The sequence below is a fragment of the Bradyrhizobium sp. genome, from assembly GCF_047605465.1.
In the GTDB taxonomy this organism is placed as follows: Bacteria; Pseudomonadota; Alphaproteobacteria; order Rhizobiales; family Xanthobacteraceae; genus Bradyrhizobium.
This window is the reverse complement of record NZ_JASGFS010000002.1, coordinates 15546-40672: the sequence shown is the minus strand read 5'-3', so window position 1 is coordinate 40672 and position 25127 is coordinate 15546. Positions and strand designations below refer to the sequence as shown.

Here is a 25127-nt window from a genome sequence, read left to right as displayed (position 1 = left end):
GCGGACGCCTTCCCCGCGGGATCAGCGCACTTCCTCGAATCCCGCCAGCACCGAGGTCAGGTTGGCGCCGAGGATATCGGAGAGGTACCCCCCCTCCTGCACGAAGACGGTCGGCAAACCCATGCGCGCGATGGCTTGGCCGATGCGGCGGAAACCCGGAGTCGTGACGAGCAGCCCCTTGAGCGGATCGTGCTCCGAAGCATCGAGGCCGAGCGCGATGACGAGAGCGCCGGGCGCGAAGGATTCGATCGCCTTGCGGGCGAGGTCCAGCGCCTGCAGGTAACCGTCGTCGCCGGTGCCGAGCGCCAGGGGAATGTTGAGATTGACGCCGAGGCCGGGGCCTTCGCCACGCTCATGCGCATAGCCCCACACGAACGGGTAATACGCGGTCGGGTCGGCATGAATCGATATCGTATAGACGTCCGGCCGCGCATAGAAGATGCCTTGCGTGCCGTTGCCGTGATGGACATCGACGTCGAGGATCACGACGCGCTCATGCTTGAGACGCAGATGCGCGGCCGCGATCGCGCTGTTGTTGAGGAAGCAGAAGCCGCCCGCCATGTCGCGATAGGCGTGATGGCCGGGCGGACGGCAGAGCGCGTAGGTCGCGTCTTCTCTGTCCATCACCATCTGCGCCGCTGTGACCGCAACGTCGGTCGCGGCACAGACCGCCGCCCAGGTGCCCGGACCGATCGGCGCCGCGGTGTCGGCGGTGTGCCAGCCGAGCTTGCCGACGATATGGGTCGGGTAGGTCGCAGCATGCCGGACGGGATGGATATTGCCGATCATTTCCGGGCCGGAATCGCCAAGCGCCGTCCAGGCATCCCAGGCTTCGCTCAGGAACGACAGATACTCGGGACTGTGAATGCGGGCGCGCGGCCCCTGGCCGAACCCGGTCGGTTCGACCAGTTGATGCTTGCCGTCCTTGAGCCCCTTGAGCAGCCGGTCGGCACGCTCGGGCTGTTCGGTGGTGCGCTTGACGACGCCGCGAACCAGAAAGAATTGCGGATCGTGGCTGCGATGCAGTTCAGTATGGACGGCTTTCACTCAAACACTCCGTGGTCGCGTGTTCTTCGACGGTCCTGTAGATGTCTTGATGCCTGCGGCGGCCGGATGCAAGCAAGAAGAATGCCTTCCTCGCGGCGTCGATCCGCGCCGGAAGCAGACCGCTTGCGACGTGCCTAGCAGCGTCCCTGCTGGAGGCAGTGCTCGCGGCCCTGCTGATCGGTCCGGAATGCCTCGATGAAGCCGCCCTGGCGCTGCGTGACGAAGACGGTCTTGCCGTCATTGCCGCCGAAGGCGAGGTTGGTCGGCTCCTTGGCTTTCAGCGCGATCTCGCGCTCGACCGCGCCGCTGGGCTTCATCAGCGCGATCGTCCCCTTGAGAATGCGCGCGATATAGAGACGTCCGGTGACGTCCGTGCGCAAGCCGTCGATCGTATCGGGCTGGAATGCCCTAAGGAGCTTGGCGTCGGTGAGCGCGCTGCCGTTGATCGCATACGACCAGACCTGGCCGTTGCTGGATTCGCCGACATAGAGGGTTTTGCCGTCCGGGCTGAGATCGATGCCGTTGGTGGTCCCCATCGCCCGCGGTGCCGGCATGATCTGCCCCTGCACCGATCCGTCCGCCGCCTTCGCGATGCGCCAGACATGGCCTTCGCGGCCCTTCCAGTTCGGATCACTCGCATAGATCGTGCCGTCGCGCGCAATCGTGATGTCGTTGGGCTGGTTCATCTCGTCGGAGTGAAACCAAACGGTCGGCTGCGTGCTGCCTTTCGCAATCGCGAAGATGTTGTGCTTCTTGTAATCGGCGATGAACATGGTTCCGTTGCGATCGAAGCGGATCGCGTTGCCGACGCTGCCCTCAGGAAGCGCTGTGAACGGCTCGGAAGCCGCGCCGCCGGCCGGCAGCTTGCCGATGGTGCCGGGCTTGCCGAAATTGACGACGAAGAGACTGCCGTCGAGATCGGCTGCCGGTCCTTCGATGCCGAACGTGTATTCACCGGCAGGCGTCACCTGGGCGCTCTCGAACAGCTTCGTCTCGGCCTCGGCCGGTGGCGCGGCGAGGGCGAGAAGGACGCTACTGCACAGGCACCAGAAGTTCCTGCCGGATGTAATAGCCATCGTCGTCCGTGCATTCGCCATTCAGGTAAGGATCGGCCGGCCGGAAGAAACGGCTGAAGCCGGGTTTGTCTACAGCGTTCCTTTGTGTCACGACGACGACCTTGCCGGCCGGTATTTCGCCGCATTCCTTGCTGGCCTTGCCGAAGAACTTTCTTTGTGGCGGACCGGATTTGATCCGCATCCGCGTGCCCGGCACCATCCGCGCGACAAGCAGATCCGCGGTATCGAGCAGACGCACATAGCCGGGCTCGGTCTTCGCCAGATTGTCACCGCCCGGCGGCATCAGCTTCTCCGCGCCAAGCCCGCGCAGCCGCGTGCGCAGCTTGCCGGAGTCCGGATCGCCCGGATAGATCCAGCCGTCCTGCGCCAGCATGAAGCGAAGCACGGCTCCGTCCTTCTCGGCATCCGATTGGCCCGGCCTCAAGCCGAAATCCGAATGGCAGCCGACGCAATGCTTTTCGACGAGGCCCTTGCGCAGCGTGGTGAGCCTGACGCTGTTCTGCGCGTCCCAGGCGACGAAAGCCGCAAGCTGGTCGATCAACGACTGGCTACGTGTGTCGCAGGGCAGCGGCTGCGGTGGATCGCCCGAGGTGCGGTCGATGCGGATCACCGTCTGGTTCTTGTCCTCGACCAGCCAGATCGCGCCGTCGTCCGCGACCGTCATGCCGACAGGGGCGCCTTGCGGCCGCGCCCCGTTGACCCGATGCCAGCCTGCGATCAGTTCCTCGAACGGCGCGGCCGCCACCTCGCCGGTGCCGGTCTGGAAACTGCGGGTCGGCTCGGCCGCGCAACTGACATGATAACTCACCGGCGCAGGGGCCGATCTGGGAAAGCCGTGGTCGTCGACGTCGTAGGCGAGGACACGGCTGCCGGTCGGCCGATAGCCGTGCAGGCCGATCAGCAGCTTGCCTTCGAGCTCCGGGAATCTGGTGCCGTGATAATAGAGCATCGCGAGCGGCGCGCCGTGCGGCGGCAGCAGCGATAGCGGCGCCTTGTACGAGGGATTGCCCGTGCAGAGCGATTTGTATGTTCCGGATTGAAGCACGATCCTGAATTCCGGACTCGCCGTCGACAGGTCGTAGCAATAGGGCCAGCCGTAATGCCTGCCCGGCTCGATCACGTTGATCTCCTCGTTCGGCTTGAAGATGTCGGGCAGGTCACGGCCGTTCTCGGCCTGCAGGAAAGCGTAGCCGGCATCCGGAAAATTCGGATGCAACGCCAGCGCCATCGAGTTGCGCAAGCCGCGCGCGTAGACCTGATGCGGCGGATCGGCATCGTTGGGCTTGAGGGCCGGGAACACGCCGCCGGCGGGCGGCGCAAACAGCCAGATCGCCGCCATCGCGGAGGCGCCTTCGGCCGGTGCGCAAGGCTTTGTGATCGGCGCCGGCGTGACGCAATCGTCGCTGTGCGAGCCGACATTCACGAACAGCCGTCCGTTCCTGTCGAACACGAACTGCTTCAGCGGATGCGCACTCTCGTCGAGCATGCTGCCATCAGGGAGCGTAATCCGCCGGCCGGGCAGATGCCGGATGATGGTCTCGACGGTAGCAGGCGGGCTGTCGGCGAGCGGATCGAACCGGAAGATCGTCTCGGCCGTGGAGGCATAGAGCTTCTTGTCCGGACCGATCACGAGGCCGAAGGGGTATTCGATCCCGGTCAGCAGGTCCTTGAAACGCTTGCCGTCGGCAGCATGTGGATCGAGCAGCAGCAACCGCCCGTCGGCGCGCCCCCAACCGGCCATGTCGGCGACCACGAACAGCTCACGGCCGGGCACTTGAATGATCGCGCGCGGAAATTTGATGCCCTCCTGTTCGCTGGCGACGAGGCCGGCGCAAAAGCCCGGCTTCATGTCGATCTGGATCCGCGGGAAAGCGAGATCGCCGCTGCCGCAAGTCTCGGTGCCGATCGCATAGCCGCTCTTGCGAACCGTCTCCGGGAACGCAGCCCCGGCAACGCAAAGCAGCGCTCCACCAACGGCCACCGCGAACACGCGCCGCCATCGGCGTTCGCACCAGAGTGTGAAGGGTTTCACGGCAGCCTCCCGGAGGTCAGGCCGAAACTTGTTCCATGCCGCCCGGCCGCCGTCCAGCCGATCCATCACCCGCCTGTGATCAAACCGCGAGGGGTCATCGCACCGACCAATCTCCGTAGATTCCCTTACCGGGCTCGGCCCGAATATTTATCGCCCGTTTCGAGTGGTATCGATTTGCCGTCCAGTTGGTTTCTGAAGGAGGCGCGTATGGTCCAGGTGTATTTCCATTGCTCCAACACCGATGGCACCCTGATCGATCGCTCCGGCACTGCCGTTGCCAATCTCACCGAGGCGCGCGACCGCGCCGCCCAGATCATGCGATCGATGATCCTCACGCCTGGCGCCGAAGACTGGCGCGACTGGGTGATCCACGTCAGCGACGACAACGGCGAAGCGATCTTCGACCTCCCCTTCACCGCCATGCTCGGCAAGCCGCATTGAGCCCGCTATGCTGCTCGCCTCGCTGAACCTGCTCTGCCAACCCCTCGCCTTCGTTGCGACCAGGTGGAACAGGCTGGTGAGGATCGCGGGCAATCCCTACCGCCCCGAGCTTCACTACATGCGCGGGCCTGGACCGAAATGGCACGCCAAGCATCGTGCCGGCCGCCACGACCGCGCGCTCTAGCCGTTGCGGCTTCGCCGTCCCCTCACTGATCTCCGTGGTCATCGCGGTCGGGTTTGACGGGGGCGAGAAGCTCTTCCCACCTCACCTCCCCATGAACTTCGTCTTGCGCTTCTCGATAAAGGCGTTACGGCCTTCGATGGCGTCCGCGCTCTTGCGGATGACGGCTTGAAGCTCGATCTCGCGGCGGAACTGTGCCTCGTAGGTCGCGTGCTCGCTCTCCTCGATCAGCGCACGAGTCGCGACCAGGGCACGCGTCGGACCGTCGGCGAGACGGCGCGCCAGGGTCAATGCCTCTTCCATCAACCTGGCATCGTCAACGACCTGTCGTACTAGGCCGAACTCCTGGGCACGCTCGGCGGTGAGCGGCTCGTTCAGCAGCATCAATTCGAGCGCGCGCTGCCGCCCGATCAGCCGCGGCAGCAGCCAGGTCGAGCCGAGATCGGGCACCAGCGCGATGCGGCTGAACACCTGGATGAAGCTTGCCGACCGTGCTGCGACGATCATGTCGCCGGCCATCGCCAGGCTGAAGCCACCGCCGGCGGCGACGCCGTTGACCGCGACGACGACGGGCACGCGGCATTCGCGCAGCGCCTTGAACACCGGCCAGTAGAAGCGCATCACGCCGGCGGCGATGTCCTCGCCCAGCGCTTCCGATGCCTTCAGGTTCTGGCCGGAGCAGAAGCCACGTCCCTCCCCGGTCAGGATCAGGGCGCGAACGGTCTCGTCTCGCGTCATCTCGGCGACGGCGCCAGCGAGCGCACCGAGCAGGTCCGGCGTCATCGCGTTCAGGCTCGCCGGTTCGTCGAGCGTCAATATGCCGACCGCACCATCCCGCGCCTGCTTCACACCAGCCATGTTGCTTCTCCCTTTCGATGTTCTCGTTGGGCTCAATGTGCCATTGTCCGGGCGCTTCGCCAATGCGAAGCATCGAAGCCAGCGCAACGAAGCCGAGCATCATGACCCATCAGTTCAGCCTCGCCCAGACCGTCCGCAAACCCGCCGTCCAGTCCAAGGGCGGCATCGTCGCCGCGCAGTCGCGGCGAGCCGCCGAGGTGGGAGCGGAGGTGTTGGCGGCTGGTGGCGACTGCGTTGACGCGATCGTCGCGACGACCTTCGCACTGAACGTGCTGGAGCCCTGGAACAGCGGCATCGGTGGCGGCGGCGCGATGGTGCTCTACCGCGCCAGGGAAAATCGCTACGAGGTGATCGACTACGGCATGTGCGCGCCGCAGAGCCTGCGCGCCTCCGACTATCCGCTGAGCGGCGAAGGCGCAGCCTCCGATCTCTTTCCCTGGCCGCGGGTGAAAGACGATCGCAACATCCACGGCCCCGGCGCGGTCGCCGTGCCCGGCGTCGTTGCCGGCATGGAGGAGGCACATCGCCGCCATGCTAGGCTGCCGTGGAAAGACCTGGTCGCGCCGGCAGCCGCTCTCGCCGGCGAGGGCCTGCTGGTCGATTGGTGGACCACGCTGATGATCACGAGTTCGGCCGCCGATCTTCGGCGCTATCCCGCAAGCGCTGCGGCATTCCTGAAAGACGGCCTGCCCCCGAGCGCGCCTTGGGGCATCAGGTCCGGGACGCGACTGCCGCAGGACACGCTCAAGGCAACGCTGGCGCACCTCGCCGCCGCCGGTCCGCGTGATTTCTACCAGGGCGATCTCGCGAGGAGCATCGCGTCCGACATCAGGGCCGACGGCGGCTCGCTGTCGGTCGAGGATCTCGCCGCGTTTCGCAGCCACCAGCGCGAACCGCTGGAGATCCCCTATCGCGGCGGCAAGGTCTTTGCGACGCCGGAGCTCACGGCCGGCCCGACGATGGCGCACGCGCTGCGCCTGTTGCAGCAGAACCTGAAACCGGCAGGCACGCCGGACGCGGCTGCCTACGCCGAATATGCCGCCGCGCTGCAATCGGCCTATCGTGAACGGCTCAAGGACATGGGCGATGCCGACGGCAAGCGTTCGCTCGGCGCCGAATATCTGGCGCCCGCCTGCACCACGCATTTCTCGGTGGTCGACCGCCACGGCAACATCGCGGCGGTGACGCAGACGCTGCTCTCATCGTTCGGCTCGAAATATGTGACGCCGCACACCGGGATTGCCATGAACAACGGCATCATGTGGTTCGACCCGACACCGGGCACCACCAACTCGCTCGCGCCCGGCAAGCGCTGCCTCACCAATTACACGCCCGTGATCGCCGAGACCGGGGACAGGAAACGCCTCGCAGTCGGCGCATCCGGAGGCCGCCGCATCCTGCCGGCGGTGACACAGGTCGTGTCATTCGCGATGGATTTCGGCATGGATCTGGATGCCGCCATCCACCAGCCACGCATCGACGCGAGCGAGGGCGAGATCGTGATCGGCGATGCCCGCCTGCCGGCAGACGCACGCAAGATTCTTGCCGCGCGCTTCGATTACGAGGAAACGCAGGTGCAGGCCCTGCCGCAGAAATTCGCCTGCCCGAGCGTGGTGATGCGCGACGGCGATACCAATTCCGGCGCAGTCGAGATCTTCCAGCCCTGGGCCGATGCGGTCGCCGAAGGCCCGTGCTAGGTCAGCAGCCCGCCGCGGACGCGCCGCACGACCAAGCGGCGAAGAAGACGAGGTTTCCGCACATCTTCATTCAGAGCGAAACAATCCAGAGTGTTGCCGGCACGGCGGCGATCTGGATTGCTTCGGAACGAGAGCCTCTCGCCGCGGCGAGAGGCCCGGACCATGATCAGGCCACGCGCTTGATGGCGTCGCCGAGGATCGAGACCATCTGGTCGATATGGCTCTTCTCGACGACGAGAGGCGGCGACATCGCGAAGGAATCGCCGCTCGAACGCAGGTATAGGCCGGTGTTGAAGCAATCGACCATGACGTCATAGCCGCGCGCACCGACAGTGCCATCACGCGACGACAGTTCGACCGCGCCCATCAGGCCGCAATTGCGGATGTCGACGACGTTCGGCAAACCCTTGAGCGAATGCAGCGCATCACGCCAGTATTCGGCCAGCGAAGCGCCGCGCGTGAGCAGGCCTTCGCCCTTGTAGATGTCGAGCGTCGCGATGCCGGCGGCGCAGGCCACCGGATGCGCCGAATAGGTGTAACCGTGGAACAGTTCGATCTGGCTCTCCGGGCCGGTCATGAGGCCGTCGTGCACCTTGCGGCTTGCGAACACGGCGCCGCACGGCACGGTGCCGTTGGTGATGCCCTTGGCCGTCGTCATCAGGTCCGGCGTGACGCCGAAGAAGTCGGCGGCGAACGGCGTGCCGAGGCGACCGAAGCCGGTGATCACCTCGTCGAAGATCAGGAGAATGCCGTGCTTGTCGCAGATCTGGCGCAGGCGCTGGAGATAGTTCTTCGGCGGCGGCAGCACCGCGGTCGAACCCGGCACCGGCTCGACGATCACGGCCGCGATGGTCTCCGCGCCGTGCAACGCCACCAGCCGCTCGAGGTCGTCGGCGAGTTCGGCGCCGTGCTCCGGCTGGTCCTTGGCGAAGGCGTTGCGGGCGAGATCGTGGGTGTGGCGGATGTGGTCGACGCCCGGCAAATGGGTCGCGAAGGCGCGGCGGTTGGCGACCATGCCGCCCACCGACATGCCGCCGAAGCCGACGCCGTGGTAGCCGCGCTCGCGGCCGATCAGACGGGTACGGGTCGGCTGGCCGGTCGCGCGGTGATAGGCGAGCGCGATCTTGAGTGCGGTGTCCACCGACTCAGAACCGGAGTTGGTGAAGAAGATGCGGTCGAGACCCTTCGGCGCGATCTCGGCGAGGCGCTCGGCGAAGTCGAACGCGAGCGGATGACCCATCTGGAACGAGGGAGCGAAATCCAGCGTCGTCAGCTGCCGCTCGACGGCCGAGGCGATCTGCTTGCGGCCATGGCCGGCGTTGACGCACCACAGGCCGGCCGAGCCGTCGATGACCTTGCGCCCGTCGACCGTGGTGTAGTGCATGCCCTCGGCGGAGGAGAAGAGCCGCGGCGTCTGCTTGAACTGCCGGTTGGCCGTGAAGGGCATCCAGAACGAATCGGTCTTGATGGTGTTCGGAATCTGATGAAGGGTCACGGCCACGCTCCTTTGCTGCAGGGGTAGCAGAGCCACGGCTCAGGTCACGCAACAAGTCCTTTTCTTTCTGATCGCAACCCATTGATTTGACTGGGGGCGCCGGTCCATATTTGCGCGATCCTCAACACCTGCAACAGGGATTTGGGCATGAGCGTCGACATCGGCGGACGGCTGCGATTCATCCGAGCGCGGCACAAGCTGTCGCAGCGGGAACTCGCCAAGCGGTCGGGCGTGACCAATTCGACGATCTCGCTGATCGAGTCCAACCAGATGAATCCGTCCGTCGGCGCGCTCAAGCGCATCCTCGACGGCATCCCGATGGGTCTCGCCGAGTTCTTCGCGCTGGAGCCGGAGAAGCGGCGCAAGATCTTCTACCGTGCTGAGGAGCTGACCGAGGTCGGCAAGAAGCCGATCTCCTACCGCCAGATCGGCGACAACCTGTTCGGCCGCAGCCTCCAGATCCTGAAGGAGCATTACGAGCCCGGCAGCGACACCGGGCGGGTGCCGCTGGTCCATGACGGCGAGGAAGGCGGCGTGGTGATCTCGGGAAAGCTCGAGGTCACCGTCGACGACGAGCGCCGCATCCTCAATCCCGGCGACGCCTATTATTTCGAGAGCCGCCGCCCGCATCGTTTTCGCTGCGTCGGCGGCAAGCCGTGCGAGGTGATCTCCGCCTGCACGCCGCCGACGTTCTGAGGTGACGATCCCCAAAGATGCCGACGCTCCGGGATACGGACGCCGGGGCCGGTCCGAGCCCGTCAGGGCTGCATCAACAACTCCTCGATGCGGATCGGAAAACGCCGGACGCGAACGCCGGTTGCATGCCAGACGGCATTGGCGACAGCTCCCGCGCTTCCGGTGATGCCGATCTCCCCGACGCCCTTGATGCCGAGCGCGTTGACATGCGGATCGTGCTCCTCGACCGTGATCACGTCGAGCGGCGGCACATCGGCATTCACGGGAATATGGTATTCGCCGAGATTGGCATTCATGATCCGGCCGCTGCGGCGGTCGGTGATCGCTTCCTCGTGCAGCGCGAACGACATGCCCCAGATCATCCCTCCGAAAAGCTGGCTCTTCACCAGATGCGGATTGACGATGCGCCCCGCCGCGAAGGCACCGACCATGCGGGTGACGCGGACCTGGCCCAGATCTGGATCGACCTTCACCTCCGCGAACACGGCGCCATGGGCATGCATGGCATATTCCTCCATCGCCGCAGGGTTCGGCGCGCCGGTCCCGCGCGCCTCGACCTCCGCGACGCCGGCACGCGCGAGGATTTCGGCGTAGCTTTCGCTGCGGTTCTCGTCGTCGCGGCGGATCAATCTGCCATCGCGCGCGATCACGCCGGCATTGCCTGCACCGAACAGCGGCGATCGCTCGTCGCTGGTGGCGAGATCGGCGAGTTTCGCGATCACGTTGGCGCCGGCGCTGTGGATCGCGGCACCTGCGGTCGCGGTGTGTGCCGATCCACCGGCAATGCCTGCATCAGGCAAGTCCGATGTCCCCGCCTTGAACTCGACGCGGTCGATATCGAGGCCGAGTTCGTCCGCAGCGATCTGTGCGAGCGCCGTCCACGCGCCCTGCCCCATGTCGTGCGCACCGATCTCCATCGCGCCGGAGCCGTCGCGACGGATCACGGCCCGCGCCTCGGCCTGGAACATCAGCGCGGGAAAGGTCGCGGTGCCCATGCCCCAGCCGACCAGCAGGCCGTCATCGTCGCGCATCTGCTTCGGCTGCAGCGACCGCTTCGACCAGCCGAACCGTGCCGCGCCCTGCTCGTAGCAGGCGCGCAACGCCTTCGACGAGAAGGGCTTGCCGGTGATCGGTTCGACCTCGGCATAGTTCTTCAGGCGAAAGGCGAGCGGATCGATGCCGCAAGCCCAGGCCATCTCGTCGATCGCGCTTTCCAGCGCAATGGAGCCCGTCGCCTCGCCGGGCGCGCGCATGAACAGCGGCGTTCCGGTGTTGACGCGCACGGCATCGTGCGTGGTCCGGATTGCCGGGCTGGCATAGAGCGTGTGGGACGCATCGGCCGCGGGTTCGTAGAAATCGTCGAACGTGCTCGATACGGTCCTGGCATGATGATCGAGCGCGGTCAGACGTCCTTCGCCATCGGTCCCGATGCGCAGCCGCTGGCGTGTCGGTGCGCGATGGCCGACCGGACCGTACATCTGCTCACGGCGCAGCACGAGCTTGACCGGCTTGCCGACCAGCTTCGCGGCCATGATGCCGAGGACCGGCGGACCGGCCATCAACCCCTTCGATCCGAAACCGCCGCCGAGGAACGGGCTGCGGATGTGAATCCTGTCAGGCGCAATGCCGAACAGCTCGGCGACACGCCCGAGCGACAGCATGAGACCCTGAGTCGGCATGTCGATCTGCAGATTATCTCCGTCCCACGCCGCCACGATCGCATGCGGCTCCATCGCGTTGTGGTATTGCGGCGGCGTCTCGTAGATCGAGTCGATCTGCTTGTCGGCCGCGGCGAGGCCCGCTTCGACATCGCCACGGTGGTTCTCCGTGGGATTGCCGACACCGACGACCGGCGGTACGAAGCTCTCGCCGGCATCGAGGCCGACAAGGGCGGACAACGCCTCGTAGCGTGGCGCCAGCAGCACCGCGCCTTCGGTGGCGGCCTCCAGCGTCTCGGCGATCACGACGGCGATCGGCTGGTTGGCGTAGCGGACCTCATCGCTCTGCAGCACCTCCATCCGGAACACGAATGGATTGGTCTTGATCTCGGGATCGATCGCGAGTTGCGGCTTGCGATCCGGTGTCATGACATCGACGACACCGGGATGGCGCCTTGCGGCAGTGACATCGAGCGAGGTCACGCGGCCCCGCGCGATGCCGGCAACCGCCAACACCGCAAACAACATCCCGGGGGGATGGTTGTCGGCGGCATAGGTCGCCTGTCCCTTGACCTTGAGGACGCCGTCGCGGCGGGTCAGCGGCTGGCCGATGTTCGAACCGTGGCGCAGATGAGCGGGTGCGCTGGTGAGGTTGAGCTCAGGCATGGATGGCTCCGGCGGTCGAGGCAAAGGGGGACGCCGGCAGCGCGGGCATGCGCGCGGGAGTGCCAGCGGCAGCGAGGGTCAGCGCGCGCACGACGATGCGGCGCGCGAGCTCGATCTTGTAGGCGTTCTCGCCGGACGGCTTCGCCTCGCCGAGTGCACGCCATGCGGCTTCCTGAAAGGCATCCGCTGCGGGCGCAACGCCCTTGAGCACATCCTCGGCGGCGTGGGCGCGCCAGGGTTTCGCGGCGACGCCGCCGAGCGCGATTCGTGCCTCCGCAACCTTGCCGTTCTCGATCCTCAACGCCGCCGCGGCCGAAACGACGGCGAAGGCATAGGATGTCCGCTCGCGAACCTTGAGGTAACGCGCATGCGCGGCAAAGCCGCGCGCGGCGGCCGGCAACCGGACGGCGACGATCAGATCGCCGGGTTCGAGCGCGGTGTCTCGTTCGGGCGCGGTGCCGGGCAGGCGATGCAGCGCCTCGAGAGCGATCTCGCGCCGACCGCTCTTGCCTTCGATCTCGACGACGGCATCAAGCGCGGCCAGCGGCACGCAGAAGTCGGAGGGATGCGTGGCGATGCAACTGTCGCTCCAGCCGAGCACGGCGTGGGTGCGGTTCTCGCCGTCGCGGGCGTCGCACCCGCTACCGGCCTCACGCTTGTTGCAGCGGCTCGCGGTGTCGTAAAAATAGGCGCAACGCGTCCGCTGCAGGAGATTGCCCCCTACGGTGGCGGCATTGCGCAATTGCGCGGACGCGCCGGAGAGCAGCGCTTCGGCGACAGCGGGGTAAGATCTCGCGAATTCGGCATCGTGCGCGAGGTCGGCATTGCTGACCAGAGCGCCGATCCGCACGCCGCCGTCGGCAAGGCGCTCGATCTGATCGAGACCGTCCAGATGCGTGACATCGACCAGGCGATCCGGTCGGCTGATGCCGCCTTTCATCAGGTCGAGGAGATTGGTGCCGGCGGCGAGATAGGTCGCACCCGGCTGCGCGGCGGCAGCCACGGCCTCGGCGACGGTGGCCGGCCTGACGTAATCGAACGGTTTCATGCGGAGCGCCTCTGATTGGTTTCGGCCAGACCGGCCTGCGCTTCGAGCACGGCATCGACGATGCCCGCATAGGCGCCGCAGCGGCACAGATTTCCGCTCATGCATTCACGGATACGCTCGGGATCGTTGCCGGCCTGAGCCTCACGCATCATGCCGATCGCACTCATGATCTGGCCCGGCGTGCAGAAGCCGCATTGAAAGCCGTCATGAGCGATGAAGGCGGCCTGGACAGGGTGAAGCTGGTCGCCGCGCGCGACACCTTCGATGGTGACGATATCCGCGCCATCATGGCTGATGGCGAGCGCGAGGCATGAATTGATGCGCTTGCCGTCGACGAGAATGGTGCAGGCGCCGCACTGGCCGCGATCGCACCCCTTTTTGGTTCCAGTGAGATGGAAGCGCTCACGCAGGAGATCGAGCAGCGTCACGCGCGGATCGTCGAGGACGAAATCGCGCCGCGCACCGTTCACGGTGAGGCTGATGGAGTGATTCATAAAAGGCTCCGATCAGATATGGACATGAGTAACCGCGCGGCGCGCCACCGCCGTGGCCGCCGTCACGTCCACCCTGCTCGGCGAACCGAGCCGGCGTCTGTCGCGAAGATACGGAGGCACCCTCCGTTTAACAAGGGCCGCCCAAAAATATTGGAATTGGTCAAAAGCCCGTTGGCAAACAACGCGATGCGACGACGACGGGTTCAATCTAACCAGATCGTGATCTACATTGTCGGCATGAGCGACCACCTCGACCAGATCCGGAAGCCTCGCGCCGATGCCGTGCGCAACCGCGAGCGCGTGCTCGAAGCGGCGAAGGCCGTGTTCAGCGCGGGTGGTCCGGAAGCCAGCCTCGAAGCCGTCGCCAAACGCGCCGGCGTCGGAATCGGCACGCTCTATCGGCATTTCCCCACACGCGAGGACCTGTTCGAGGCGGTGTACCGGCGCGAGGTGGAGCAACTCGGCGAGCTTGCGGAGCAATTGCGGAGCGCAAAGGATCCGGTCGACGCGCTCCGGCGCTGGCTGCGTTCCAACGTCGAATTCGTTGCCACGAAAAAAGGCATGTCGGCCGCGCTGGCGCTGACGATCCAGAGCACATCGGAACTCGCGGCGTTCTCGATGGACCGGTTGACCAAGGCGATCGGCTCGCTGCTCGACCGCGCCGTCGTGGCCGGACAGATGCGCGGCGATGTCAGCCCGGAGGACCTGCTCAGGGCCCTCGTCGGCATGTGCTACATGCACGATCAGCCCGGCTGGCAATCATCAGTCCTGCGGATGCTCGACGTCTTCGTCGACGGTCTGCGCGTGCAGCCCGGAACCAAAACCGCGACGAAGAGCCGAGGCGCCAAAGCGGCCGCAAAGAAAAGGCGATAGCGCGCGCCCTTGTTGCCTTCAGTCCCGCTTCAATGCTGACCGATCATCGCGGTCACGGCGCGGAAAACGTCCCCTTCGGCATCCGCGATGTGGTCGAGCACCGTGAAGTGATTGCTGGCCGGTATTTCGCAATAATCCGCCTCGCCGTCCTGCTTGCGCCAATCGGAAACCAGGCCTGAAGTCCACTGCTTGAAGCCATTGGTCTCGTCGCCGCCGACGACGCCGAGTAGCGGCACGAGGCGTGCGCCCTTCGACAAGCGATGAAGCCGCAGCAAGGGGCTGAGCTCGTCGGCCTCATCCGGCGACAATGTCAGGTCACGGTTGATGGAGGTCTTGAGCAACGGACGCAGGTCGAAGGCACCACTGACCCCGACCAGGCCGACGATCCGCCCCTGGCCTCTCACCGCCTGATCCAGCGCGAGCATCGCCGCGAGTTGGCCGCCGGCGGAGTGACCGCCGACGACCACGCGCGCGGGCCGGAGGTGGGCCAGCGTCCACGCCAGGGCGAGCCGGATCTGTTCCACGATGCCGGCGACGCGTACGGCCGGCACCAGATCGTAGGTCGGCATCACCACCGTCATGCCGGCATTGCGATAGTGCTCGGCGATGAAAGAGACGTAGGACTTGTCCAGCGCACGCCAATAGCCGCCGTGAACGAAGAAGAACACCGGCGCGCCTTCGCCCGCGGGGAAGACGTCCAGCAGGCAGCGCGGCCCCGCGCCATAGCGGATGTCAAGCCGGCAATCGCCCGCCTCGCGCAGCGCAGCGCTGCGCTTGAGATGATCGCGATAGATGTCGTCCCGCTCGGGATGGCGGGCGCGGAGCGCGTATTGCGCTTCGAGCCCGGCATCGATGGCTCGCAGAGTTTCGCTTTCAGAATGCATGATCAGAGTCCGAGATAGGCGGTGCGCACGATCGGATCGCGCGCAAGCGTTGCGGTTTCCGCCTCGCGCACGATCTCGCCTTCCGCGATGACGTAGCCCCGGGCGGCGCTCTGCAGCGCCATGTTGGCGTTCTGCTCGGCGAGTAGAATCGAGATGCCCTGCTGGTTGAGTTTCCGGATGATGGCGAAGATGTCCTGCACGACGCGCGGCGCCAGTCCCATGGAGGGCTCGTCGAGCAGCAGCAGCCGCGGCCGCGACATCAGCGCGCGCCCGATCGCCAGCATCTGCTGTTCACCGCCGGAAAGCAGCCCGGCCGGCTGACTCTGCCGCTCGCGCAGCCGCGGGAACATGTCGAACACGGCGTCCATGTCGGCTTCGACCTTGCGGTCACGCCGCGGCCAGAGGCGGCGGAAGGCGCCCATTTCGAGATTCTCGCGGACACTCATCGGCGCGAAGACACGGCGCCCCTCCGGGACCAGCGTCACGCCGAAATCGAGCCGGGCCGACGCCGACCGCCCCGCGATGTCGTTGCCTTCGACACGGATGCGACCGCTGCTCGGCCGCAGCAGCCCGGCGAGACAGCGCAGCAGCGTGGTCTTGCCGGCGCCGTTGGCCCCGATCAGGCAGACCGACTGCCCGGCCTCCACGCGCAACGAAATATCGTGCAGCACGGAGACGTGGCCATAGCCCGCCGACAACCCTTCGACCTCAAGCATGCTCGCCCTCCCCGAGATAGGCAGCCAGCACGTCCGGATGGCGGCGAACGCTGTCGGCATCGCCTTCGGCGATCCGCATGCCGTTGTTGAGCACGAGGATGTCGTGCGAGAGCGACATCACCATGCGCATGTTGTGCTCGACCAGCAGCACCGTCATGCCGTCGCGATTGAGCGCAGAGATGATGTTGCCGATGTGCTCGGCTTCCGCCTGCGGCAGGCCGGCGGCCGGCTCGTCGAGCAGGAGCAACCGCGGCTCGCTCGCAAGCGCGCGCGCGAGCTCCAGCACCTTCATCTGGCCGAAGCCGAGATCGCCGGCGAGGACGTCCGCCTTGCCGTCGAGTTCGAAGCGCGCCAGCAGCTCCATCGCCTTGTCCGCCATCGCCCGGTTCTCCGCACGCAGCGACGGGCCGTGCAGCAGCGCGCCGATGACGCCCGCGCGTCCCTGCATGTGGCACCCGGTCATGACGTTCTCGAGCACGGTCATGTCGCGGAAGATCTGGAGATTCTGGAAGGTGCGGGCGATACCGAGCCTGGCGCGGCGAAAGGTCGGCATCCCGTCGATGCGAACGCCGTCGAAGAATATCTGGCCCGAGGTGGGACGGGTCACGCCGGCAATCATGTTGAACAGCGTGCTCTTGCCCGCCCCGTTCGGCCCGATCACCGCCTTGATCTCGCCCGGCCTGACCTCGAAGCTGAGATCGGCGACGGCGCGCAGGCCGTGGAAATAGCAGTTCAGCGTGTCCGTGCGCAGCAGAGGCGGCGTCATGACCGCCTCCTCGACAGCCAGCGGCGGAACACCACCGGCAATCCCGCGATACCGGACGGCGATGCGATCAGCACGACCAGCATTGCGAGACCGAACAGCATCAACTCGGCATCCTCATACTCGAGCAGGAGTTGAGGAACGGCTGTGTAGATCAGCGCACCGAAAACGGGCCCCCAGAACAGGCCGCTGCCTCCGATCGCGACCATCACCACCAGCAGGATGGAGTTGGAGACGCTGAACGTCTCGGGCGAGGCAAACTGATTGACGTGGACATAGAGGCTACCGGCAATTCCGGCCATGCCGGCGGAGAGCACGAAGACCAGAAGCTTCGTACGGAAGCTGTCGATGCCGACGGCATCGGCCCCGAGCTCGTTGGTCGCGACAGCGCGCAGGGCACGGCCGATCCGCGAACCCAGCAGGTTGAGGATCGCAACCATCACCAGCAGCGAGACCAGCCAGACCAGCGGAAACTGCCGCACGTCACTGTCGAGCGCGAAGCCTCCGAATGCGAAGGGACGCACCCCGAGAAGTCCGTTCGGGCCGCCGGTCACGTCGATCAGCCGGTTGAACAGCACCACCAGAATGGCGTTCCATCCGAGCGTCGCCATCGACAGATAGAGCCCGCGCAGGCGCAGTGCCGGAATGCCGATGATCAGCGCGGCGAGCCCGGTGAGCAGCGCCGCTGCAGGCAGGCCGATCCAGGCGCTCAGCCCTAATTTCACGCCGAGCACACCGCTGACATAAGCGCCGAGTCCGTAGAAGCCGGCGTGACCGAGCGAGATCTGGCCGCCATAGCCCATCAACAGGTTGAGGCTCGCAATCAGGATGAGGTTGATCAACATCATGTTGGCGAGCGAGACGAAATAGGCGTTGGGCGCAACGACCGGCACAACAAGCAGCACGAGCCAGACGATCAGCAGCAGGCGATGATCCGACAGGCGCAAGGCGACGCTGCGGGGCGAGCGCGCCTCCGGACACGAGGCCGCCTCGACCGGAGACGGCGGCAGCGATGCGGGTTTTACGCGCGCCATCACCATCGGCTCAGACCTTGACCACGTCGGCGCGCCCGAGCAGCCCCGAGGGGCGCACGAACAGGATGAGCAGCAGCACCGTGAAGGCGATCGCATCCTTGAAGTCGGAGGAGATGTAGAAGCTGCCGAAGGCCTCGAGCAGGCCGAGAGCGATGCCGCCGACGACTGCGCCGGGCAGACTGCCGACGCCACCGAGCATCGCCGCGCTGAAGCCCTTGAAGCCGAACATCGCGCCCTGATCGTAGGAGGAGAGCGTCAAGGGCGTGATGATGGCGCCCGCCAGAGCGCCGGCGAGGGCCGCGATCGCGAAGGAAAGCATGACCGTGGTTTCGACACGCACCCCGACGATCGCCGCCGCATCGCGATCGGCGGCGGCCGCGCGCAATGCCTTGCCCAGCATGCTGCGCTCGAAGAACAGGTGCATCGCGATCAGGAAAGCGACCGTCAGGCCGATGATCCACAACGTCTGGGTCTGCACGGTGACGCCGCCCACGACCAGCGTCGAGACCTGCGAGAAACCGGGATAGCCGACCGGCTTCTTGCCGAGCACGAGCATGATGAGGCTGCGTGTGCAGATCGCAAGCCCGATGCTGACGAGCGTGATGAGCAAGGTGTTGGGCCGGCGCAAAGGCCAGATCACCAGCCGCTCCGACACGATACCGACGAGAATCGCGATCGCCACCGCCAGGATGCAGGCGAGCGCGATATTGCTCGTCGCCGCGAACAGCAGCGCCGAGATCATGCCGCCCATCACCACCCATTCGCCTTGCGCGAAATTCATCGCGCCCGTGCTCTTGAACACGACGTTGAAGCCGAGTGCGATCAGGGCGTAAATGCTGCCGGTGCCGATACCGGCGACGAGCAGTTGAAGGATGGCGGTCGTCATGGTGTTCAGAAAGCCCGCATGCGGTTGGATTCGAACAGCGGCAACGTAACTCCCAGTTCCGCGAGCTTCGCCCGCGCATTCGCGGTGTAGTTCACGAGCGTGTCCTCCTCCGCGGCGCGCGGCGCGCCGCCGAGCCCCGAGGATGCCGTCAGCGCATCGGCTTCGGCCTCGGCCGCGGCGTGCTCCGGCGCGAGCCAGGGGCAATGATAGCCCTTCAACTCGGTCTCCCGAACATGGGCGGCCAATTCGTCCGCGATCAGCGCACGATCCTTCGCGCTCCAATCCGTTGCGCGCGAGGCAAGGTAGAGCCAGCCGAACGCCGCGTGGCGCTCCTTGTCGACGATCACGCGATCGAGCACGGCGATGACGGCGGAATTGGTGGAATGGCTGCGCCAGGTGCGGCACAGTTCGAGCTCGAGACCGTCCTCGAACGCGGCGAAAGACGCCACGTAGCTGTCGAGATTCTGTCCCGCGTCCATCGCCCGGCGGTGCAGATTGCGGTTGAACGTCGCCTCATAGGCCGGGTCGGCCGGTGCCGCAATCCGGCCGCCGAACGCCTCGGCCAGCCTGTCGAAACACTCGACATGCCAGGCCTCTTCCGTGTTGCGGACCGTGAGGTAGAATTTCGGGTCGATCTCGCGGCCGACTTCCATGCAAAAGCGCATCAGGAGCGCGGGCGTCTCGGTGAGGCCGGTCGCTTCGACCCAGAGCCGGCGGCTCCAGGTGCGTCGTGCCGCCTGCCGCGCCGGCTCGTCATATTGCGAGGTGTCGAGCGACTTCCAGTCGACGTCGCGGAGCGGATTCCAGCGCCCCGCCTTGCCGGTGTCGTAAAGCTCCCGGATCTCCGGGAGCGTGACGTTCATCTCGAGCGGAAAGCGCCGCTCGACCAGCAGCCGCGACGGCGGCAAGGTCGGCTTGACCTGATGCATGACCCTCTGCACGTCAGATCGTCCCGAGCTTGTCGTGATGGAAGGGCGGCAGATTGATTCCGAGCGGCTTCATCTGCTCACGGATGCGCTGCACCGTGGCGACGAAGACCGGCTTCTCGGCCTCTTCCACCGTCGAACCCAAGCCTGCTTCGTAGGTGATGCGATCGGCTTCCACTTCGGCGCGCGAAGCCGGGTTCTCCGGCGCCAGCCAGCTCGAGTGATACCCGTTGAGCTCGACCTTCTCCATCATGGTGATGACCGAGTTCTCGATCATCTTCTTCTGATCCGGCGTGAGCGTCTCGCAGATCGCCTCCAGGAAATACCAGCCGAAGGCGCAATGGCGCGATTCGTCGCGCATGATGAAGCGAACGACCTGCCTGGCGACCGGATCACGCGTGACATCGTCCAGATGCTTGAACACGTCGAAGGCAATTTCCTCGGCAGTGCAGACCAGCGCCGCGATGATGCCTTCGAGCGGCACCTCCGCATTCAGCGTCGCGCGGCGCACGCCATGGGTCGACACCGATCCTTCGAACAATTGCTGCACCGGCTTTTCGATGTAGCCGCCGAGCTTCTCCGCCATGGTGTGGCAGACCTCGGCGTGACGCGCCTCCTCCTGCGACCGGATGGTGAAGAAGAGCTGCATGTCAGAGGGACGGTTTTCCAGGCCGAAGCGAAGCTGCAGCGACGGGCTCTCGGAGATCGCGCCGTATTCACTCCAGGCGCGGCGGCTCCAGTAGAGCCGCGCGGCATAGCGCTGCTCTTCCGTGTAGCTTTCGGGCTTGAGCTGATCCCAGTCCACGTCCGTCTTCGGATCCCACTGGTTCCGCGTCGCGGCGTGAAACAGCTCGCGAATCCGCGGCAGGTCCGAATTGAAGGTCAGCGGGAAACGGCTTTCGGGTGCATCAAGCAGGGACTGCACCAGTTCGAAAGTCTGCTCTTCCGACATATCATGCGAGAGCGCCATGGCATTCTCCTTCCTGTTCGGGATCACTCGTAATCGGCGAGATTGAAACGGCCGTCGCGCCAGTTGATCAGCACGATGTCCTTCTTCGACAGGCCCGAGTGGCGTTCCGGCGAGAAGTTGAAGACGCCGCTCATGCCCGCGAAATTCTTGACCTGCTCCATGCCCTGCGGGAGCTTGGAAATGTCGCCGCCGACCTTGCTCAGCGCTTCCTTCGCCAGCATCGCGGCATCGTAGGACTCGGCCGCATAGAGGCTGGCCGCGCGATTGAAGCGCTCCTGATAGGAGCGGAACAGGCGCAGAATGCCGGCCTTGAGCGGATCGCTGTCGGGGAGCTGGTCGCCCACGGGGAATTTCAGGCTCGCGAGCAGCACCGATTTGGCCGCATCGCCGGCCAGCGTCATGTAATGCGACGACACGAAGCCGTAGCTGTGGACCAGGGTGCGGCTGTCGAGGCCGAGTTGCTGCGCCTGCTTGAGGAACACCACGCCGGCCGGCGTGACGGTCCAGCAGATGATCGCTTCCGCCCCGCTGTCGCGAATACGCGTAAGCTGCGGCATCATGTCGGTGTCGGCCGGATCGAACGACTCATAGGAGACGTCGAGGTTGCGGCGGGGCCCGACCTTCTTCATCTGCGAGACCGCGCCCTGGCCGAAGCCGCTGGTGTCCGCGATCAGCGCCACTTTCTTGATGTTCTTCTTGGCGAAGTAATCGGCGATGCGTTCGAGCACGTCCTCGTCGTCGACCGTGCTCTTGAAGACGAATTTGCGCTCGGCGACCGGCGTGACGATGGCGAGCGCGCCCTCGCTGGAGATGAAGGGAATGCTGGCGGATTCCGCCATCGGCGCCATCGCGAGCGCGATGCCGCTCATGTTGCCGCCGCTGAGAATGAGCTGGACCTTGTCCTGGCTGATGAGCCGCCGCGTCGCGGAGATCGCTTTCTGGGTCTGGCTTTCCGCATCATAGAAGGTCCAGGCGATCTTGCGGCCGCCGATCCCGCCGGCGGCATTGATCTCGTCGACGGCGAGCTGAAGGCCCGCCTTCATGTCCTCGCCGAGAAACGCGGCGGGGCCGGTGACCGAGAGGATCGAGCCGACGCGAAGCGGCTCGTCCGCCGCCCAGCCGGTTCGCGCGCCCGTTGCGGCCAACGCCGTGCCGCCCATCAGTTGCAGGAAATTGCGCCGATCAAAGTTCACGATATCCCTCCCCTCAAAAAGGACGCCTCACGGCGTACCGTTGCCCCTCGTTCAATCGTCATGCACGCCGCTCTTGTCGATCTCGCCGGCCGGCGCCCTGCCGTCGCGCGACAGCGGCACGCTGAGCGAGTAGCGCACGAGATCGCCGCGATGGACGGTATGGCCGGCCAGCACGAGACGGCCGCTCGCGTCGCGATAGCGCAGCGTCCGAGTCAGCACCGGCGCACCAGCCGTCAGATGCAGGTATTCGACTTCCTCGGGACCGGCGATGCCCGCCTCGATGCCGAAATCGCCGGCGCGCAGCTCGACGCGCCGCCACAGCAGATGCAGCGGTGAGGCGAGAGCCGCACTCTCGTCCCAGTCGGCGACGAGGTCAGCCGGGAAGTAGCGATAGTCGATGGCGACTGGCACGCGCGCGGCGGCGCGGGTGCGCTTGATGAACAGAACCCGCGTACCGACCTCGACTTCGAGCGCGGCGGCGATCTGCTCATCGGCGTTGCATCGCTCGAACACCAGAAGCGTCGGCTGGATCGGCGTGCCGGCGGCTTCCCACTGCCGCATGAAATCCATGCCCGGGCCAAACCGCTCTTCGAGCTTGCGGACGGCAACGAAGGTGCCGAGCCCCCGGCTCCGGGTCAGCATGCCTTCACGCACGAGTTCGGAGAGCGCCTGGCGCACGGTGTCCCGGCTGACGCAGAACATCTCGCACAATTGCTCGTCCGAGAAGAAGCGGCGATCCGGGTGCTGCCAGCGCAGGATCGAGCCGATAAGCCGTTGTTTTATCTGAGCATAGAGCGGAAGCGGCGAAGTGCGATCGAGCGGCGGATTGGCCCAATCCGCTTCCGGAACCAGCACGTTGTCACTCACGTCCTGCATCACACCAACCGCATCGTCGGCTTCAGATTGGATGATTGTCTGCCTAAGCATACAATCACGCAAGCGGAAATTTTCGCCAACATCTGATCGATCCTGCGGCACTTTGTGACAGACAAGACCGGCCACGATGCGGGTGAGGTCGGCGACGCTGGGGCGCATCGCCCTTCGACGTCAGGTTTTTTCGGGACCGAAACACTCCGGTCCGACCTCCTGCCGCACCCTCCGTTAACCCTTTGCTAACCATACACCGGGCAAAAATTGCCGGGTGAAGTCGAGTGTCGTCGGCCGCGTAGAACGGGAGATCCCGTGGACGCCAGTGCGGTGCCTCACTTTCGGAACGGCGGCCCATCGGCCGCCGCGCAGACGTTTGGGGCGCGCGGACGGCGGTCACGCGGGGAGGCAGCAACGATGGTCGACGTCACCGCGGGACAAGGCGTAGGCGGCGCAAAGCCCAGCATCCCCTCACTCGCCGAGATCGCCAACATTCTCAAGCGCGGCGACATCGCGCTGGCACTCGGCGTTCTCACCATCCTGGTGGTGCTGATCCTGCCGCTGCCCGCGATCGTGCTGGACCTGTTCCTGGCGATCTCGATCACGCTGTCGATCCTGATCCTGATGACATCGCTGTTCATTCAGGCCCCGCTGGAATTCTCCGCCTTCCCGACCATCCTGCTGATCTCGACCATGCTGAGGCTGTCGCTGAACATGGCCTCGACCCGCCTGATCCTGTCGCATGGGCACGAGGGCACGGATGCGGCCGGTCACGTCATCGAGGCGTTCGGCAGCTTCGTGATGGGCGGCAATTTCGTCATCGGCATCATCGTCTTCGCCATCCTGATCATCGTCAACTTCGTCGTCATCACCAAGGGTTCGGGCCGTATCGCCGAGGTCGCCGCGCGCTTCCACCTCGACGCCATGCCCGGCAAGCAGATGGCGATCGACGCCGATCTTTCGGCCGGCCTGATCGACGAGAAGGTCGCCAAGGAACGGCGCAAGGCTCTGGAGGACGAGAGCGGCTTCTTCGGCGCCATGGACGGTGCCTCGAAGTTCGTTCGCGGTGACGCCATCGCCGGCCTCCTCATCGTCTTCATCAACATCGTCGGCGGCATGATCATCGGCGTCGCGCAGCAGGGACTGTCGTTTGCCGATGCCGGCCGCAGCTACACGCTCCTGACCGTCGGCGACGGCCTCGTCACTCAGGTGCCGGCACTGATCGTCTCGACCGCGGCCGGCCTGCTCGTCTCCAAGGCCGGCGTCTCGGGCGCGGCCGACAAGGCGCTGATGAAGCAGTTTTCCGGCTATCCGCAGGCGCTGGCGATGTCCTCCGCCGTCATGCTGGTTCTGGCGGTGCTGCCGGGCATCCCGACCATCCCTTTCCTCGCGCTCGGCGCCGGCGCCGGCGCGCTCGCCTGGCAGGCGCGCAACCACAAGCGCGTGGCCGTCAAGGCCGAGGAAGCCGCCAAGGCCGCTCCCGCACCGGGAACGCCCGGCGCGCCGGGAGCCGCGGCTGCCGAGGAGCCGATCTCGGCGGCGCTCAAGATCGACGACCTCAAGATCGAGCTCGGCTATGCGCTTCTCCCGCTCGTCAACGGCCCCGACGGTACCGACCGCCTGACCGAGCAGATCAAGGCGCTCCGTCGCTCGCTCGCGATCGAGATGGGCTTCGTGATGCCGGCGGTCCGCATCCTCGACAACGTCCAGCTCGAGGCCAACACCTACATCATCAAGATCAAGGAGGTCGACGCCGGCACCGGCAAGATCTGGCCGAACCAGTTCATGGTCATGGACCCCGGCGGCAGCCAGGTTCAGGTGCCCGGCATCCACACCACCGAGCCCACCTTCGGCCTGCCCGCGACCTGGGTCGATGCCAGCCTCAAGGAAGAGGCCTCGCTCAAGGGCTACACCGTCGTCGACGCCGCGACCGTGCTCTCGACCCATCTCACCGAGCTGCTCAAGGCCAACATGTCGGACCTGCTCTCCTATGGCGAAGTGCAGAAGCTGCTCAAGGAATTGCCGAAGGAGCAGAGCGAACTGGTCAAGGACATCGTGCCCGCGCAGGTCACGGTCTCCGGCATCCAGCGCGTGCTGCAATTGCTGCTCGCCGAACGTATCTCGATCCGCGACCTCTCGACGATCCTCGAAGGCATCGCGGACTCGCTGGCCTTCTCGCGCAACCCAACCACCATGGTCGAACACGTGCGTGCCCGGCTGGCGCGGCAGATCTGTGCGCAGAACACCTCCTACAACGGCTATCTGCCTCTGATCGCTCTGTCGGCCCGGTGGGAACAGGCCTTCGCCGAATCCATTATCGGCCAGGGCGAGGAGCGCAGCCTCGCGATGCAACCCTCGAAACTGTCGGAGTTCATGACCGCCGTGCGCGACGCCTTCGAGCGGGCCGCCCGGGAAGGAGAGGCCCCGGTGCTGGTGACTTCTGCGGCAATTCGTCCCTTCGTCCGCTCCCTGGTCGAACGGTTCCGCGCTCAGACGACCGTCCTGTCGCAGGCGGAAATCCACCCCAGGGCGAGGTTGAAAACGGTCGGAAGCATCTGATTTGCCTTAAGAAGCCGTGTGTTTTTCAGCCACATGCAAATGGTTTTTGAACTTCGAGCCCTTCCCT

Annotated in this window: 23 protein-coding genes; 6 read left to right on the top strand and 17 right to left on the bottom strand. The window is 65.6% G+C overall.

Annotated elements, in window-relative coordinates:
- Positions 1 to 21 precede the first annotated feature (21 nt).
- The 3 genes from QM712_RS02190 to QM712_RS02180 all read right to left on the bottom strand — a co-directional run bounded on the left by QM712_RS02190 (position 22) and on the right by QM712_RS02180 (position 4221).
- Positions 22 to 1047, bottom strand: coding sequence for a histone deacetylase family protein (locus tag QM712_RS02190; protein ID WP_415021390.1), 1026 nt, complete (start codon positions 1045 to 1047; stop codon positions 22 to 24).
- Positions 1048 to 1181: 134 nt separating this feature from the next.
- The gene (locus QM712_RS02185; protein WP_415021389.1) at positions 1182 to 2123 is read right to left on the bottom strand and encodes an SMP-30/gluconolactonase/LRE family protein; all 942 of its coding nucleotides are present in this window, start codon (positions 2121 to 2123) and stop codon (positions 1182 to 1184) included.
- On the bottom strand, positions 2080 to 4221 hold the full coding sequence (locus QM712_RS02180) for a PQQ-dependent sugar dehydrogenase (protein WP_415021388.1): 2142 nt from the start codon (positions 4219 to 4221) through the stop codon (positions 2080 to 2082). The genes QM712_RS02185 and QM712_RS02180 overlap by 44 nt, the downstream gene beginning before the upstream one ends.
- A gap of 141 nt (positions 4222 to 4362) precedes the next feature.
- Between QM712_RS02180 and QM712_RS02175 the strand changes: the two genes are divergently transcribed.
- Both QM712_RS02175 and QM712_RS02170 read left to right on the top strand, forming a co-directional pair.
- Complete coding sequence (locus tag QM712_RS02175) at positions 4363 to 4596, top strand: DUF6894 family protein (protein ID WP_415021387.1); 234 nt, start codon at positions 4363 to 4365, stop codon at positions 4594 to 4596.
- 7 nt (positions 4597 to 4603) lie between these two features.
- On the top strand, positions 4604 to 4780 hold the full coding sequence (locus tag QM712_RS02170; RefSeq protein ID WP_415021386.1) for a hypothetical protein: 177 nt from the start codon (positions 4604 to 4606) through the stop codon (positions 4778 to 4780).
- A gap of 81 nt (positions 4781 to 4861) precedes the next feature.
- Here the strand turns inward: QM712_RS02170 and QM712_RS02165 are convergent, their stop codons facing one another.
- A complete protein-coding gene (locus QM712_RS02165) occupies positions 4862 to 5635 on the bottom strand; it encodes an enoyl-CoA hydratase-related protein (RefSeq protein WP_415021385.1) in 774 nt (257 codons plus the stop codon).
- A gap of 101 nt (positions 5636 to 5736) precedes the next feature.
- Between QM712_RS02165 and QM712_RS02160 the strand changes: the two genes are divergently transcribed.
- Complete coding sequence (locus QM712_RS02160; RefSeq protein WP_415021688.1) at positions 5737 to 7332, top strand: gamma-glutamyltransferase family protein; 1596 nt, start codon at positions 5737 to 5739, stop codon at positions 7330 to 7332.
- A 166-nt stretch (positions 7333 to 7498) separates the two neighbouring features.
- Here the strand turns inward: QM712_RS02160 and QM712_RS02155 are convergent, their stop codons facing one another.
- Positions 7499 to 8827 (bottom strand): aspartate aminotransferase family protein, encoded by a 1329-nt coding sequence (locus QM712_RS02155; RefSeq protein WP_415021384.1) that lies wholly within the window; start codon positions 8825 to 8827, stop codon positions 7499 to 7501.
- A 147-nt stretch (positions 8828 to 8974) separates the two neighbouring features.
- Between QM712_RS02155 and QM712_RS02150 the strand changes: the two genes are divergently transcribed.
- Positions 8975 to 9523 carry a cupin domain-containing protein gene (locus QM712_RS02150; protein ID WP_415021383.1) on the top strand — a complete coding sequence of 183 codons (549 nt, stop codon included), beginning with the start codon at positions 8975 to 8977 and terminating at the stop codon, positions 9521 to 9523.
- A gap of 62 nt (positions 9524 to 9585) precedes the next feature.
- Here the strand turns inward: QM712_RS02150 and QM712_RS02145 are convergent, their stop codons facing one another.
- The 3 genes from QM712_RS02145 to QM712_RS02135 are packed head-to-tail and all read right to left on the bottom strand — an operon-like array spanning position 9586 to position 13389.
- On the bottom strand, positions 9586 to 11847 hold the full coding sequence (locus QM712_RS02145; protein WP_415021382.1) for a xanthine dehydrogenase family protein molybdopterin-binding subunit: 2262 nt from the start codon (positions 11845 to 11847) through the stop codon (positions 9586 to 9588).
- Positions 11840 to 12895, bottom strand: coding sequence for an FAD binding domain-containing protein (locus QM712_RS02140; protein ID WP_415021381.1), 1056 nt, complete (start codon positions 12893 to 12895; stop codon positions 11840 to 11842). The genes QM712_RS02145 and QM712_RS02140 overlap by 8 nt, the downstream gene beginning before the upstream one ends.
- On the bottom strand, positions 12892 to 13389 hold the full coding sequence (locus tag QM712_RS02135; protein ID WP_415021380.1) for a (2Fe-2S)-binding protein: 498 nt from the start codon (positions 13387 to 13389) through the stop codon (positions 12892 to 12894). Before QM712_RS02135 ends, QM712_RS02140 begins: the two co-directional genes overlap by 4 nt.
- 237 nt (positions 13390 to 13626) lie before the next feature.
- Here QM712_RS02135 and QM712_RS02130 point away from each other — a divergent pair, with 237 nt between their 5' ends.
- Positions 13627 to 14262, top strand: coding sequence for a TetR/AcrR family transcriptional regulator (locus QM712_RS02130; protein WP_415021687.1), 636 nt, complete (start codon positions 13627 to 13629; stop codon positions 14260 to 14262).
- Positions 14263 to 14291: 29 nt separating this feature from the next.
- On the opposite strand, the gene QM712_RS02125 is transcribed toward QM712_RS02130, so the two are convergent.
- From QM712_RS02125 to QM712_RS02085, 9 genes are read right to left on the bottom strand one after another with little or no spacing between them, the layout of a single operon-like run.
- A complete protein-coding gene (locus QM712_RS02125) occupies positions 14292 to 15146 on the bottom strand; it encodes an alpha/beta hydrolase (protein ID WP_415021379.1) in 855 nt (284 codons plus the stop codon).
- A 2-nt stretch (positions 15147 to 15148) separates the two neighbouring features.
- Positions 15149 to 15862 carry an ABC transporter ATP-binding protein gene (locus tag QM712_RS02120; RefSeq protein ID WP_415021378.1) on the bottom strand — a complete coding sequence of 238 codons (714 nt, stop codon included), beginning with the start codon at positions 15860 to 15862 and terminating at the stop codon, positions 15149 to 15151.
- Positions 15855 to 16628, bottom strand: coding sequence for an ABC transporter ATP-binding protein (locus tag QM712_RS02115; protein ID WP_415021377.1), 774 nt, complete (start codon positions 16626 to 16628; stop codon positions 15855 to 15857). The genes QM712_RS02120 and QM712_RS02115 overlap by 8 nt, the downstream gene beginning before the upstream one ends.
- On the bottom strand, positions 16625 to 17659 hold the full coding sequence (locus tag QM712_RS02110; protein WP_415021376.1) for a branched-chain amino acid ABC transporter permease: 1035 nt from the start codon (positions 17657 to 17659) through the stop codon (positions 16625 to 16627). Before QM712_RS02110 ends, QM712_RS02115 begins: the two co-directional genes overlap by 4 nt.
- A 10-nt stretch (positions 17660 to 17669) precedes the next feature.
- Positions 17670 to 18545 carry a branched-chain amino acid ABC transporter permease gene (locus QM712_RS02105; protein WP_415021375.1) on the bottom strand — a complete coding sequence of 292 codons (876 nt, stop codon included), beginning with the start codon at positions 18543 to 18545 and terminating at the stop codon, positions 17670 to 17672.
- Between the two features lie 5 nt (positions 18546 to 18550).
- Positions 18551 to 19486 carry a hypothetical protein gene (locus QM712_RS02100; RefSeq protein WP_415021374.1) on the bottom strand — a complete coding sequence of 312 codons (936 nt, stop codon included), beginning with the start codon at positions 19484 to 19486 and terminating at the stop codon, positions 18551 to 18553.
- A gap of 1 nt (position 19487) precedes the next feature.
- Complete coding sequence (locus QM712_RS02095; RefSeq protein ID WP_415021373.1) at positions 19488 to 20441, bottom strand: hypothetical protein; 954 nt, start codon at positions 20439 to 20441, stop codon at positions 19488 to 19490.
- A gap of 23 nt (positions 20442 to 20464) precedes the next feature.
- Positions 20465 to 21634 (bottom strand): ABC transporter substrate-binding protein, encoded by a 1170-nt coding sequence (locus QM712_RS02090; RefSeq protein WP_415021372.1) that lies wholly within the window; start codon positions 21632 to 21634, stop codon positions 20465 to 20467.
- A gap of 51 nt (positions 21635 to 21685) precedes the next feature.
- Positions 21686 to 22510 (bottom strand): GntR family transcriptional regulator, encoded by an 825-nt coding sequence (locus tag QM712_RS02085; RefSeq protein ID WP_415021371.1) that lies wholly within the window; start codon positions 22508 to 22510, stop codon positions 21686 to 21688.
- Between the two features lie 408 nt (positions 22511 to 22918).
- Between QM712_RS02085 and flhA the strand changes: the two genes are divergently transcribed.
- The gene (gene flhA / locus QM712_RS02080; RefSeq protein ID WP_415021370.1) at positions 22919 to 25060 is read left to right on the top strand and encodes a flagellar biosynthesis protein FlhA; all 2142 of its coding nucleotides are present in this window, start codon (positions 22919 to 22921) and stop codon (positions 25058 to 25060) included.
- The last annotated feature ends 67 nt before the right edge of the window (positions 25061 to 25127 follow it).